The 12,844-nt window shown below is 69.1% G+C and carries 9 protein-coding genes; 7 read left to right on the forward strand and 2 right to left on the reverse strand.

Annotated elements, in window-relative coordinates; all coding sequences use genetic code 11:
* Positions 1-2 precede the first annotated feature (2 nt).
* The 6 genes from TPR58_RS14595 to TPR58_RS14620 all read left to right on the forward strand — a co-directional run bounded on the left by TPR58_RS14595 (position 3) and on the right by TPR58_RS14620 (position 7,826).
* A complete protein-coding gene (locus tag TPR58_RS14595) occupies positions 3-1,622 on the forward strand; it encodes an N-acyl-D-amino-acid deacylase family protein (RefSeq protein WP_346247431.1) in 1,620 nt (539 codons plus the stop codon).
* The gene (locus tag TPR58_RS14600; protein ID WP_346247432.1) at positions 1,619-3,070 is read left to right on the forward strand and encodes a serine hydrolase domain-containing protein; all 1,452 of its coding nucleotides are present in this window, start codon (positions 1,619-1,621) and stop codon (positions 3,068-3,070) included. Before TPR58_RS14595 ends, TPR58_RS14600 begins: the two co-directional genes overlap by 4 nt.
* A gap of 20 nt (positions 3,071-3,090) precedes the next feature.
* Complete coding sequence (locus TPR58_RS14605; RefSeq protein ID WP_346247433.1) at positions 3,091-4,098, forward strand: dipeptide epimerase; 1,008 nt, start codon at positions 3,091-3,093, stop codon at positions 4,096-4,098.
* Between the two features lie 35 nt (positions 4,099-4,133).
* Entirely contained in the window at positions 4,134-5,429 is a 1,296-nt protein-coding gene (locus TPR58_RS14610) for a metal-dependent hydrolase family protein (RefSeq protein ID WP_346247434.1), read from the forward strand.
* A gap of 94 nt (positions 5,430-5,523) precedes the next feature.
* Complete coding sequence (locus tag TPR58_RS14615; protein ID WP_346247435.1) at positions 5,524-6,534, forward strand: dipeptide epimerase; 1,011 nt, start codon at positions 5,524-5,526, stop codon at positions 6,532-6,534.
* Positions 6,531-7,826 carry a peptide MFS transporter gene (locus TPR58_RS14620; RefSeq protein WP_346247436.1) on the forward strand — a complete coding sequence of 432 codons (1,296 nt, stop codon included), beginning with the start codon at positions 6,531-6,533 and terminating at the stop codon, positions 7,824-7,826. The genes TPR58_RS14615 and TPR58_RS14620 overlap by 4 nt, the downstream gene beginning before the upstream one ends.
* Positions 7,827-7,989: 163 nt before the next feature.
* On the opposite strand, the gene TPR58_RS14625 is transcribed toward TPR58_RS14620, so the two are convergent.
* Both TPR58_RS14625 and TPR58_RS14630 read right to left on the reverse strand, forming a co-directional pair.
* A complete protein-coding gene (locus TPR58_RS14625) occupies positions 7,990-10,638 on the reverse strand; it encodes a TonB-dependent receptor plug domain-containing protein (RefSeq protein WP_346247437.1) in 2,649 nt (882 codons plus the stop codon).
* Between the two features lie 331 nt (positions 10,639-10,969).
* Positions 10,970-11,725 (reverse strand): SDR family oxidoreductase, encoded by a 756-nt coding sequence (locus tag TPR58_RS14630; RefSeq protein WP_346247438.1) that lies wholly within the window; start codon positions 11,723-11,725, stop codon positions 10,970-10,972.
* A 150-nt stretch (positions 11,726-11,875) separates the two neighbouring features.
* Between TPR58_RS14630 and TPR58_RS14635 the strand changes: the two genes are divergently transcribed.
* Positions 11,876-12,793, forward strand: coding sequence for a dimethylarginine dimethylaminohydrolase family protein (locus tag TPR58_RS14635; RefSeq protein WP_346247439.1), 918 nt, complete (start codon positions 11,876-11,878; stop codon positions 12,791-12,793).
* Positions 12,794-12,844 lie beyond the last annotated feature (51 nt).

The following is a 12,844-nucleotide window of genomic DNA, read 5'->3' on the forward strand; positions in this document are numbered from 1 at the left end:
AGATGAAGCGCAAGATTTTCGGCTGCCTGGTCGCGGCGGTCCTGCTCGTCTCGAACAGCGCGGCGCCCGACTATGACATCGTCATCCGCGGCGGCCGCGTGCTCGACGGCGCGGGCAATCCCTGGGTGAAGGCGGACGTCGCGCTGAAGGACGGCCGGGTCGTGCGCATCGGCACCGTTCCCGGGCGCGGCAAGACCGAGATCGATGCGACCGGCCGCTATGTCTCGCCGGGCTTCATCGACATGATGGACCAGTCGGGCCGCGTCCTGCTGGCCAATGGCGCCGCCGAGAACAAGCTGCGCATGGGCGTCACCACCGTCATCGCCGGCGAAGGCGGGACCCCGGTCGAGGCGGCGAAGATCCCCGACTATTTCCGCCAGCTCGAGACGCAGGGCATCTCGGTCAATTTCGGCACCTATTATTCCTCGACCCAGGCCCGGGTGACGGTGATGGGCGACGGCGCGGGCGCGCCGACCCCGGCCCAGCTCGACGCGATGGGCACCGAGGTGATGACCGCGATGCGCAACGGCGCGTTCGGCATCACCAGCGCGCTGATCTATTCGCCCAGCAGCTTCCAGAGCACGTCGGACCTGGTCACGCTGGCCAAGGTCGCGGCACGCTGTGACGGATTCTACGCCACGCACATGCGCGACGAGAGCGAGGGGCTGGTCAAGGCGATCGAGGAAGCGGTCGAGATCGGCGAGAAGGGCGGGGTGAAGGTCGAGATCTTTCACCTCAAGGCGGCCTATGCGCCGGGCTGGGGCAAGCTGATGCCGCAGGCGATCGCGACGATCAACGCCGCCCGCGCGCGCGGCGTCGACATCGCCGCCGATCTCTATCCCTATACTGCGGGCGGCACCGGGCTCGAGATCATCGCGCCGACCTGGGTATGGGCCGACGGGGTGCAGAAGGGGATCGAGCGGCTACGCGATCCGAAGCTGCGCGAGCGGATGAAGCGCGAGGTCGCGGCCGGGTCGATGCCCGGCTGGTCGAACCTCGTCCACGCCTCGGGCGGCTGGGCCAATGTCCGCCTCGCCAACGGCTTCAGCGACAAGTACCGCCAGTATCACGGCCAGAGCCTGGAGCAGATCGGCAAGGCGCTGAACCGCCATCCCGCCGATGCGGCCTGGGACATATTGCTCGAGGGCCTGCCGAACCGGTCGGTCGCGCTTTATTTCATGATGAGCGAGCAGGACATCGAGACCGCGCTGCGCCAGCCCTGGGTCAGCATCGGCAGCGACGCCGCCGCGTCGCAGGAACTGGGCGCGGTCGACGCGCTGGGCCTGCCCCATCCGCGCGCCTATGGCACCTTCCCGCGCGTCATCGCCGAATATGTGAAGCGCCGCCCGATCCTCAGCCTGGAGGATGCGGTGCGCAAGATGACCGGCTGGCCGGCGCAGCGCATGGGGCTGACCGATCGCGGCCTGATCCGCGACGGGATGCGCGGCGACATCGTGATCTTCGACTATGACCGGATCGACGACGGCGCGACCTGGGACAAGCCCACCGCGCTGCCGACCGGGATCGACACTGTGATCGTCAACGGCGTCGTCACGATCGACAAGGGCAGGCACACCGGCGCGCGCGCCGGCTCGGTGCTGCGCCACGAGTGCAAGGCATGATCGCGCGTCGTACCCGGTCGGTCCTCGGCCTCGCCGCTGCCGCGCTCGCCTGGTCGTCGCCCGGCGTGGCGGCGGCACAGGATGGCCGGCTGATCGCGGGGGCCGACGATCTCGGCACCGCCGTATCCGCACAGATCGCGTGCGCGGGCATCTTCGTCAGCGGCCGGACTCAGGCGAACGTGCTGCGCGAGGATATCCTCGGCTATGCGCCCTTCACCAGGGCGATCACCCTCACGGTCGATCGCAAGGCGGGCACCGTCACCGCATCCGCCCCCGGCGCCCGCACGCGCACCGCCCTGTACCGGCCGCAGGTCGGCTGCACGCTGCTGACCGGCACGGTCGCCCGGCCGACGCTGCTGCGCCAGGCCGCGGGGCTGCGGCCGATGCGGTCGCAGGCGGCGAAGCCCTGGCCGATGGGCGACGCGCCCGCCCGGCCCGACACCGTCCGCCGCAGCCGCCCGATCGACCGCGCCGCGCTGGACAAGGCGGTCGAGGGCGCGTTCACCGAGCAGAACAAGGACGGCCTTCCCGACACCCGCGCGATCCTGGTGGTGCAGGGCGGCGAGATCGTCGCCGAACGCTATGCTCCGGGCTTCGATCGCAACACCCGGCTGCTCGGCTGGTCGGCCAGCAAGAGCATCGCCGCGACGCTGATCGGCCTGCTGGTAGACGACGGCGTGCTGAAGCTCGACGCGCCGGCGCCGATCCCCGAATGGCAGAAGCCGGGCGATCCGCGCGGCAGGATCACGCTGCGCCAGCTGCTGACGATGACCAGCGGCCTGAAGTTCGAGGAATCCTACGTCCCCGGCACCGACTCGATCCGCATGTTGTTCGAGGCGAGCGACATGGCGGCGGTCGCGGCGGCGCTGCCGCTGGCGAAGGCGCCGGGCACCGAATGGAGCTATTCGTCGGGCACCACCAATATGCTCTCGGCGATCGTCTTTCGCGCCACCGGCGGCACGCTGGCGGGCATGAACCGCTATGCCCGCACCCGGCTGTTCGAGCCGGCGGGGATGACCGGCATGCTGATCGAGCCCGACGAAGCCGGGGTGATGGTCGGCAGCTCCTATGCCTATGGCACCGCGCGCGACTGGGCGCGGTTCGGCCTGCTGTACCTGAACGGCGGCAGGGCCGGGGGCAGGCAAATCCTGTCCGACGCCTGGGTCGACATCGTCCGCACCCCCGTCGCCGCGGCGCCGCGGCCCGTCTACAGCGCGCAATTCTGGCTGAACCGGGGGGACGAGACCGGGCCGGCCGCGCGGCTGTTCCCGGGACTGCCGGCCGATGCGATCATGGCGCGCGGGCATAATTTCCAGGTCGTCGCCGCGATCCCCTCGCTCGACGCGGTGATCGTCCGCCTGGGCTGGACGCCGGAGGGCCAGCGCTTCGACGTGAACACGCATTTCTCCCGGATCGCGGCGGCGCTGCCGCCTGCGGTCGCACGATGAACGCGGAAGGACCGATCGCGATGACCCCGAACCCCGCCCTGTCGCTCGACGTGATGGTCGAGACCTTTCCGCTCGCCAAGCCGTTCCGGATCTCGGGCCATGTCTTCACCGAGGCGCCGGTCGTCGTCGTCACCCTGTCCGACGGCGTTCACCAGGGGCGCGGCGAGGCGGCCGGCGTCTATTATCTGGACGACGACGTGCCGGCGATGGTCACCGCGATCGAGAATGTTCGCGAGTCCGTGGAAGCCGGCCTGACCCGCGACGATCTTCAGGGCCTGCTGCCCGCGGGCGGCGCGCGCAACGCGATCGACTGCGCGCTGTGGGAGCTGGAGGCGCGGCGCAGCGGCGTGCCGGTGTGGCAGGCGGCGGGCGTGCCCGAGCCCTGCCCGCTGCGCACCACCTTCACCCTGGGCGCCGACGATCCGGAGGTGATGGCACAGGGGGCGCGCGACTTTGCCCAGGCACGCGCCCTGAAGCTCAAGCTGACCGGCGATCTCGACCTCGACCTCGCCCGGGTGAAGGCGGTCCGCGCGGCGCGCCCCGAATGCTGGATCGGCGTCGACGCCAACCAGGGCTTTGCCATCGACCAGCTCGACCGGCTGGTAGCGGGGCTTCTCGACGCGGGCGTGAAGCTGCTCGAACAGCCGCTGGCGCGCGGGCGCGAGGCCGATCTCGACGGCTATCGCTCGGCCATCCCGATCGCCGCGGACGAAAGCGTGCTGACGCTCGCCGATGTCGACGGGCTGGTCGGCCGCTTCGACGTGGTCAACATCAAGCTCGACAAGTGCGGCGGGCTGACCGAGGCGCTGGCGATCGCCCGCCGCGCCCGCGAACTCGGCCTCGGCGTGATGGTCGGCAACATGGTCTCGACCAGCCTGTCGATGGCGCCTGCCTTCGTCGTCGGCCAGCTGTGCGACATCGTCGACCTGGACGGGCCGATCTTCCTCGCCGCCGACCGCCAGCCCGCGATCCGATATGCCAATGGCGATGCCTGGTGCGGCGAGGACATCTGGGGACGCGCGGCATGACCGCGACGATCATGACATCAAGGGGAGAGCGGAAGATGAAGAAGATCATCCTGGCGGCGCTTGCGCTTGCCGCAGCGGCCCAGCCGGCGGCGGCGCAGGACAAGCCGGCGGCGAAGCGCACCTATGTCCAGGCCGGAACGCTTCTGGCGGATCCGGCCAGCGGCCGCGTCGAGAAGAGCAAGACCGTCGTCGTGGAGAATGGCCGCGTCGTCGAGATCCGCGACGGCTTCGTCGGCGAGGGCGACGTGGTCGACCTGCGCGACGCATTCGTGCTGCCCGGCCTGATCGACAGCCATGTCCACATCACCTTCGAATCGGGCGCGGGCAACCGGCTCGACGCGGTGACCAAGACCAGCGCGGACGAAGTGCTGGACGGCGTCGTATATGCCAATCGCACGGTCCGCGCGGGCTTCACCACCGTCGCCAATCTCGGCTCCGGACCCGATGCGATCAACGCGCTGCGCGATGCGGTCGCGGCGGGCAAGGTGCCGGGTCCGCGCATCGTTGCCGGCGGCGCGGTGGCGGCGCATGGCGGGCATGGCGACGCCCATGGGTTCAACCGCGAGATCATGGAGCTGATGCGCCCGAAAACGCTGTGTTCGGGTGCTGACGACTGCGTGCGCGCGGTCCGGCTGGCGGTGCAGCAGGGCGCCGACATCATCAAGACCGCCTCGACCGGCGGCGTCATGTCCGACACGGCCGCCGGACTGGGCCAGCAGATGAGCGACGATGAACTGGTCGCCATCGTCCAGACCGCACACCGGCTCGGCCGCAAGGTCGCGGCGCATGCGCACGGCACCGACGGCGTCAATGCCGCGCTGCGCGCCGGCGTCGATTCGATCGAGCACGGCACCTATCTCGACCCCGAATCGATCCGGCTGTTCAAGGCGTCGGGCGCCTATCTGGTCCCCACGCTGCTGGCGGGCGACACGGTGAAGCGCCAGGCGGAAACCGCCGAATGGATGCCCGCAAACGTCCGCGCCAAGGCGCGCACCGTGGGGCCGCTGATGGTCGACGCGCTGCGCCGCGCACACCGCGCCGGGGTGAAGATCGCGTTCGGCACTGATTCGGCGGTCTCGCCGCACGGTGACAATGCCCAGGAATTCGCACTGATGGTCGAGGCGGGGATGACCCCGCTCGACACGATCCGCGCGGCCACCGTCTGGGGTGCCGACCATCTGGGCCTGTCGAACGAGATCGGATCGATTGCGCGCGGCAAGGCGGCCGATATCGTCGCGGTGCGCGGCGATCCGCTGCGCGACGTTCGCGTGCTCGAACACATGGCCTTCGTGATGAAGGGCGGCACCGTCGTCCGCGCGACCGCCGACTGACACAGGTGCCGCTCCGGCGGCATCCGGACCGGCCGGCGGGGGAAGCGCCGGCCGGTCCATTTCGCGTTTCTTCCCGTGAAGATGGTGCACGCCGATGACACGCCTGACGCTTGATGTCGCAGTCGAACGACTGCGGCTCGCCGCTCCCTTCCGCATCTCGGGCCAGGTCTTCGACGGCCGCGACGCGATCCTCGTCACCATCGGCGACGGCACCCATGTCGGCCGCGGCGAGGCGTCGGGCGTCTATTATCTCGGCGACGACGTGCCCCTCATGATCGATGCGGTCGAGCAGGCACGCGGCGCGGTCGAGGCGGGCGCGACGCGCGAGGAACTGCTGACCATCCTGCCGGCCGGCGGCGCGCGCAACGCGATCGACGCTGCGCTGTGGGAACTGGAGGCGCGCCGGCGCGGCATGCCGGTCTGGGCACTTGCCGGACTCGACATCCCCCGGCCGCTGCGCACCACCTTCACCATCGGTGCCGGCGACCCGGCGGCGATGGCGGAGCAGGCGCGCGCCTATCGCGACGCGCTGTCGATCAAGGTCAAGCTGACCGGCGACCTCGATCTCGACAGGGCGCGCATTGCCGCGATCCGCGCGGCGCGGCCCGATGTCTGGCTGGGCGTCGACGCCAACCAGGGGTTCGTCGCGGCCGATCTCGACGCGCTCGTCGCGGCGATGGTCGCATCCCGCGTCTCGCTGATCGAACAGCCGCTGGCGCGCGGGCGCGAGGCCGAACTCGACGGGCTCGACTCGCCGATCCCGATCGCCGCCGACGAAAGCGCGCAGACGCTGGCCGATGTCGCCGGGCTGGTCGGCCGGTTCGACGTGTTCAACATCAAGCTCGACAAGTGCGGAGGCCTGACCGAGGCGCTGATGATCGCCGATGCGGCGCGCGATGCGGGGCTGGGCGTGATGGTCGGCTGCATGGTGTGCAGCAGCCTGGGCGCCGCGCCCGGATTCGTCGTCGGACAACGGTGCGAGGTGGTCGATCTCGACGGCCCGATCTTCCTGGCGGAGGACCGAAGCCCCGGCCTGATCTACCGCGACGGCACCGTCTGGTGCGACGACGCGGTATGGGGTGCCGGACAGGAGCTGGTCGCATGAGCCGCGCGCCGCTCGCCGCCGCCGCGGACCCCACCTGGTTCGGCCAGCCGCGCGGCCTGACCGTGCTGTTCCTGACGAACATGTGGGAGCAATTCTCCTATTACGGCATGCGCGCGCTGCTGGTCTATTACATGACCAAGGAGCTGCTGCTGGCGCAGGGGCAGGCGTCGTTCATCTACGGCGCCTATACCGCCTGCGCCTATTTCACGCCGATCGTCGGCGGCGTCATCGCCGATCGCCTGCTGGGCAAGCGGCGCGCGGTGGTGATCGGCGCCAGCATCATGGCCGCGGGCCATTTCATGATGGCGTTCGAACCGCTGTTCTACGTGGCGCTCGGCACGATCGCGCTGGGCAACGGCCTGTTCCTGCCCAGCCTCCCCAGCCAGATCAACGACCTGTACGGCCCGGGCGACCCGCGGCGCAGCTGGGCGTATAATGTCTATTATGTCGGCATCAATATCGGCGGGTTCCTCGCGCCGCTGATCTGCGGCACGCTCGGCGAATTCTATGGCTGGCATTACGGTTTCGGCGCCGCCGGCATCGGCATGGTCGCCGGCCTGCTGATCTATCTGTGGGGCCAGCGCTACCTGCCGCCCGAGGCGCCGCGCCAGGCGACGCCCGATCTGCCGCCGACGCGCTGGGCCGACCACCGCCGCACTTTCCTGGTGCTGGTCGGCGTCGCGCTGTCGGTCACCGTGTTCCGCGGGGCATATGAACAGGTCGGCAACACCGTCGCGCTGTGGGCGGATACCGGTCTCGATCGCGGCGTCGCCGGATTCCTGATCCCGATGACCTGGTTCCAGTCGCTCAACCCGCTGCTGGTCATGCTGATGACGCCGCCCCTGCTCGCCTGGTGGCGTCGCCGCGCGGACGAGGGCCGCGACACCTCGCCCGCCAAGCGCATGGCGGTGGGCGCCGTGGTGGTGGCCGGTGCCTATTTCCTGCTGTCCGCGGTCGCCTGGAGCGATGGCGGCGAACGCAGCGCCTGGCTGTGGTTCGTCCTGTTCTTCGCGATCTTCACCTTCGGCGAGCTGCTGGTGCTCCCCACCGGCCTCGGCCTGTTCGCCCGGCTTGCGCCGCCGCGCCTCGGCGCGACGACCGTCGCCGCCTGGTATCTGGCGATCTTCACCGGCAGCCTGTCGGCCGGGCTCGTCGGCACCTTGTGGAGCCACACCGACCCGGCACGCTTCTTCGCGATGCTGGGCGGGATCGCGCTGGTCGCCGCGGCGCTGCTGCGCAGCCTCGACCGTCCGATCCGCAGCGTCGATCCCACGGCGCGCAAGGCGCCATAGGCCAGGGATCCGCGTCGCACGCTGAACATGGCCCCGTCCCTCCAATCGAGGGGCGGGGCCATTTTCATGGCCGGTCGGCGGCGCTCATGCAGAACGCATCAGGGCGGCGGTGCCATCGCACCGCCGCCCTGCCGCCGGTTCCGGAGTAGGGGCTCCGGCCCGATCAGAACTTCAGGCGGACGCCGGTGGAGAAATACCGGCCGATCGTGTCGTAATGCGGCGTGGTGTACGGAACGAACGGCGGGTCCTGGTCGAACAGGTTGTTGACGTTGCCGAACAGCGTGAACGATCCGGCCCGGATCTCGACGCCCAGGTCGACATAGGTCCGGCCGTCGATCTCGTTGTTCGCGATCCGCTTGCCGTTGCCGCCCAGCAGCGTGCTGTAGATGCCGCCGCCGACATGGCGGACGCGCAGGTTCGCGCCGAACTGCTCGCCGTCATAGCGGACCGTGCCCGTCGCGCGCCAGCTGGGGGTGGAGAAGGCGGTATCCGCACCGACGATCCCCGCCACGTCCGTGCCGTTGACCCGAAGGTTGAAGATGTGGTTGGCCAGCGCCCGGAAGCTGAGCGTCCCGTCCCCCAGGCGCACGCGATAGGCCGCCTCGATATCGATGCCGCGCGTGCTGTAGCGTGCCAGGTTGCGGTACGAGTTGGTCAGCGACTCCAGCGTGCCGTTGGCGGTGCGCGTCAGCACGCCGCCGCAGGTCGGGTCGCCCGGATTCGCCGCATAGCACTGGTTCAGCGTGTCCTGCGCGGTGATCGTCGTGATCACATTGTCGATCGTGATCTCGTAATAGTCGACCGACAGGCTGACGCCCTTCAGATAGCTCGGCGAATAGGAGCCGCCCAGCGTCAGCGTGTGCGACGTCTCCGGGGTCAGGTTGCGATTGCCGCCACCATAGACGAACACGTTGCTCGCCGGTGCGCCGACGAACGGATCCTGCACGTTGCCGATATTGGTCGACCGGGCGAGGAAATATTCGGTGATGCTGGGCGAGCGGATGTCGCGCGAATAGACCGCGCGCAGCAGCAGGTCGTTGACCAGCCGCAGCGTGCCGCCGGTCTTCCACGACCAGATCCCGCCGCTGGTGCTATAGTCCGAATAGCGTGCCGCGCCGTTCACCTCGAGATGGGCGACATCGGTCACGTCGAGCAGCGGCACGTTCACCTCGCCGAACGCTTCCTTGACGCTGAAGCTGCCGTCGGTGCCCGACGAATTGAGCGTGGCGAAGGCGCGCGCCTGCGAGAGCGGGTCGACATATTGGGTGGTCTGGCCTTCCCAGCGGAAGTCGGTTCCCACCGCGATGTCGACCGGCCCGGCCCAGGTCGAGAAGGGCTGGCCGGCCAGGCTGGCGCCCGCCGCGTCCAGCTTGATCGTATAGATCAGCTGCGCCGCGCCGAACGCGTACTTCGCCGCCGCGTCCGAGATGTTGCCGTTGCCCAGCAGGTTGATCGGCACGCAGGCCGGATCGTCGTTCGCGGTGCTGGCATCGGCGTTGACGCGGCAGGTGGCGGTGCCGTTGACCAGCACCGAGTCGACCGCGCGGTTGAAGCGAGCGGCGATCCGCTGGTTCGACAGCTGCTGGTCGCTGCGCAATTCGCCATGATCGTAATAGAGCCGGTAGGTCCAGCCGCCGCCGAAGCTGCCGTCCAGCCCGATCGCGCCCTCGATATTGCGGCGCGCATAGCTGAAGTTCAGCATCTTCTCGGCGCCGACATCGTCCAGGATCCGGCCCAGCGCGAACGGGGCGGTCACGCCTGCGGCGGCAAGCTGGCTGCGCGCCGTCTGCGTCAGGAACGCATTGTCGGGCATGATCGCCACGACCGGCGTTTCCGGGAAGAAGCCGTAATCGGCCCACATCCGGTTGAAGCCGCCATTGGCCCACAGCTTGAGCGACGGGGTCAGCTCGAAGGTCGCGCGGGCATAGATGTTGGCGCGCTTGTACGGGCTGCTGACCGCGACGTAATCATACAGGTTCTGCCCGTTGCCGCCCAGGGTGTACTGGCCGACGGTCTCGCTGCCCAGCGGGGCCGGGCTCACGCTGCCGTCGGGATTGAACACCAGGTTGCGCGGCACCGCGGTCAGGCTCAGCACCGATCCGCCGCGATTGAGGATGGTCAGGTTGGGGTCGCGCGCCAGCACCAGCTGACCATCGGCCCGCTGGAACACGCCCGCCTCCAGATTGGGCCGGCTCTTGCGATCGAACGCGCCATTCTCCTGCATATAGTCGACGCCGATCATGAAATGACCGCGGCCGTCGGCAAAATTGGTGCCCCAGGCGGCGTCCGCGCCATAGCGTGCGGCGTCGCCGCGCGACGAGATCCCGGTCTGGCCGCCGATGCGCCATCCGGTCATCTCGTCGTCGAGGATGATGTTGACCACGCCGGCGACCGCGCCCGATCCCCAGGCGGCCGATGCGCCGCCGGTGACCACATCGACCCGCTTGATCAGGTTCTGCGGCACGATGTTGAGGTCGTTGCTGCCGGTGAAGCGATGCCCGTTGAGCAAGGTAAGCGTGCGCACCGCGCCAAGCCCGCGCAGATCCGCGTTCGAAACGCCGCTGGTGGTGTTGCCGACCGTGGTCGCCGGGGTCGATGTCGGGCGGAATTGCGGCGTGTCGTTCAGCACCTGGGCGATGCTGGGGCGGTTGCCCAGCTTCAGCTCGGCCTCGCCGATGACGGTGGTGGGGGTGGGCGCGTCGAAACCGGAGCGCTGGATGCGGGACCCCGTGACGACGATCTCTTCGGGGGCAGCGGTCGGTTCGGGCGCATCCTGAGCCATGGCGGGTGCCGCGGCGAGCGCCATGATCATCGAAAATGCGCTTGCTCCGCACCGTAGCTGGCGAACGGTCTTCATCTTGATCCCCCTCTGATGTTCGGTCCGGCAGATGCGGACCGATGCGGCCTGCCCTCGATCGGACAGGCTCTGCGTCAGGCCATCAATTGCCGAAGGGGATCAAATCAGGCGCGAAGGAGAATTGCAACGCAATTGTAGAAAATATTTCAAAAACAGAAAATACGCTGAGTTATCGGACCTGTACATTTCGTGCGGGCGACATCAACCCTCGCCCGGACGTGCGAGCGCACGATTGGCCTGGCCGACGGTCAGTCCTGCATGAGCTGTGACAGTCCGCCGGTCCCGATCAGTCCGGGTTCATCGCTCCGAACTGTTCGGCGAACCGGCCATCGCGCTCGGCGGTGCGGACCTGGCGGTCATGGGCCACCAGGATTTCTCCGTCCGGATGAGCGCCCGTCTCGAGCACGGTCATCACCTCGGCGATGAAGGCGTCCAGCGGCATGGCATACGGGTCGCTCGCCTGGGCCGGCCCGGACAATTCGGTCTGCACATAGGGCGGCGAGAGTTCCAGCACCTCGACACTGGTGTTGCGCAATTGATGGCGCAGCGACTGGAGCCAGGAATGAAGGAACGCCTTGGTCGCGCTGTAGGCGGGATAGCTGGCAAGGGGGACGAAGGCGAGGTTGGAGGTGGTCGCGACGAAGGCGGCATCCTGCTGCCGCCGCAGATGCGGGAGCAGGGCCGCGGCCAGGCGCATCGTGCCGACGATGTTGGTCGCGACCATCGCCTCGGCATCGGCGGTCGTCCAGTCGTCGGCGGTCACGTCCTCGCCGCGCGAGATGCCGGCATTGGCGAATACGATGTCGAGTTCGGGAAAGCGCTCGCGGACCGTCGCGGCAAACCGGTCCAGCTCCGCCGGATCGCTCAGGTCGGCCTTCAACCCCGCGATGCCGGGGCGGGCATCAGCGATCTCGTCCAGCAGCGCCTGGCGGCGGCCGGTCACGATGACGCGATTGCCGCGATCGTGCAGCGCCTCCGCCAGCGCGCGTCCGATGCCGCTGGTGCCGCCGGTGATCAGGATCGTGCTGCCGCTCGTTTTCATGAGACTGCCCTTTTGCCAAGTCGCCGCCCCAACGCACGAGAGCAGGGCAGGGATGCGCGCGCGGTGCGGTCTTTCGCTCGCGATCGGATGCCGGCCCTGGGTCCGGGAACTGGCCCGTCTTCAACGGGTTGACCCGGCCCTGGAGGCACGATGAAGCTGATTTTCGAAGAAGGTGCGGGCGGTCTGATCGACGACCGCGTCGCGACGGCGCCGTGGCGGGTCGAATGCGAGAGCGACCGGCTGACCGATGTCGTGCTGGGCGCGCCGACCTTTCTGGAGGCGGTGCCCTGTTGTTCGGTCACGCGCGAGACGCTGCGCGAGGGCTTCGCCACCGATTGTGCCGCCGCGGTTCGCCAGCACGCCGCGCTGGTCGACCTGCTAGAGCGGCACGGCGTCGCCTGTCACGTGATCCCCGCTGCCGAGGGTCTGGCCGATCTGTGCTTCGCGCGCGATGTCGCGGTGACCACTCCCTGGGGCGTCGTCGCGCTCAATCCCGCGCTTGCGCATCGCTCGGTCGAGGTCGACCATCTGGTCGCCACGCTGGCGGCGCAGGACATCCGCCCGGTCATGCGGATCCGCGAAGGGACGATCGAGGGCGGCGATGTCTGCATCGTTCGCCCCGGGCTGGTCGTGATCGGCTGTTCGGGCGAGCGGACCGACCGCGCGGGCAGCGAGGCGCTGGCCAGGCTGTTCCGCCGGCGCGGATGGGAGGCGATCATCCATCCCTTCGATCCGCATTTCCTGCACCTCGACACGATCTTCTGCATGCTCGATCGCCAAACCGCGCTCGCCTGCACCGATGTTCTGAGCGACGGTTTCATCGCCGAGATGGAGGGTCGGGGGATCACCCTGCTGCCGGTGTCGTACAAGGAGGGGCGCAAGCTGGGCTGCAACATCCTGTCGCTCGACGGGCGAACGATCCTCGCCGCGGCCGGCCATCCGCGGGTGGAGCAGCAGCTGGTGAGGGCCGGGTTCGCGGTCGAGGTCGTCGACATCTCGCAATTCGCGGCGTGCGGCGGCGGGATCCACTGCCTGACCATGCCACTGGCGCGCGCGGCGCGACGCTGATCCGGGCAGGGACCGGGCGGGCAGGGCGATGCCCGGCACGCGCCCGGTCCC

Origin of the sequence: Sphingomonas rustica, from assembly GCF_039652585.1 — a bacterium.
Lineage (GTDB): Bacteria > Pseudomonadota > Alphaproteobacteria > Sphingomonadales > Sphingomonadaceae > Sphingomonas > Sphingomonas rustica.

What these genes read in the sequence shown, in the direction of transcription:
- TPR58_RS14595 (WP_346247431.1), top strand. Translation starts at nt 3, where the DNA reads ATGAAGCGCAAGATTTTCGGCTGCCTGGTCGCGGCGGTCCTGCTCGTC.
- TPR58_RS14600 (WP_346247432.1), top strand. Translation starts at nt 1,619, where the DNA reads ATGATCGCGCGTCGTACCCGGTCGGTCCTCGGCCTCGCCGCTGCCGCG.
- TPR58_RS14605 (WP_346247433.1), top strand. Translation starts at nt 3,091, where the DNA reads ATGACCCCGAACCCCGCCCTGTCGCTCGACGTGATGGTCGAGACCTTT.
- TPR58_RS14610 (WP_346247434.1), top strand. Translation starts at nt 4,134, where the DNA reads ATGAAGAAGATCATCCTGGCGGCGCTTGCGCTTGCCGCAGCGGCCCAG.
- TPR58_RS14615 (WP_346247435.1), top strand. Translation starts at nt 5,524, where the DNA reads ATGACACGCCTGACGCTTGATGTCGCAGTCGAACGACTGCGGCTCGCC.
- TPR58_RS14620 (WP_346247436.1), top strand. Translation starts at nt 6,531, where the DNA reads ATGAGCCGCGCGCCGCTCGCCGCCGCCGCGGACCCCACCTGGTTCGGC.
- TPR58_RS14625 (WP_346247437.1), bottom strand. Translation starts at nt 10,638, where the DNA reads ATGATCATGGCGCTCGCCGCGGCACCCGCCATGGCTCAGGATGCGCCC.
- TPR58_RS14630 (WP_346247438.1), bottom strand. Translation starts at nt 11,725, where the DNA reads ATGAAAACGAGCGGCAGCACGATCCTGATCACCGGCGGCACCAGCGGC.
- TPR58_RS14635 (WP_346247439.1), top strand. Translation starts at nt 11,876, where the DNA reads ATGAAGCTGATTTTCGAAGAAGGTGCGGGCGGTCTGATCGACGACCGC.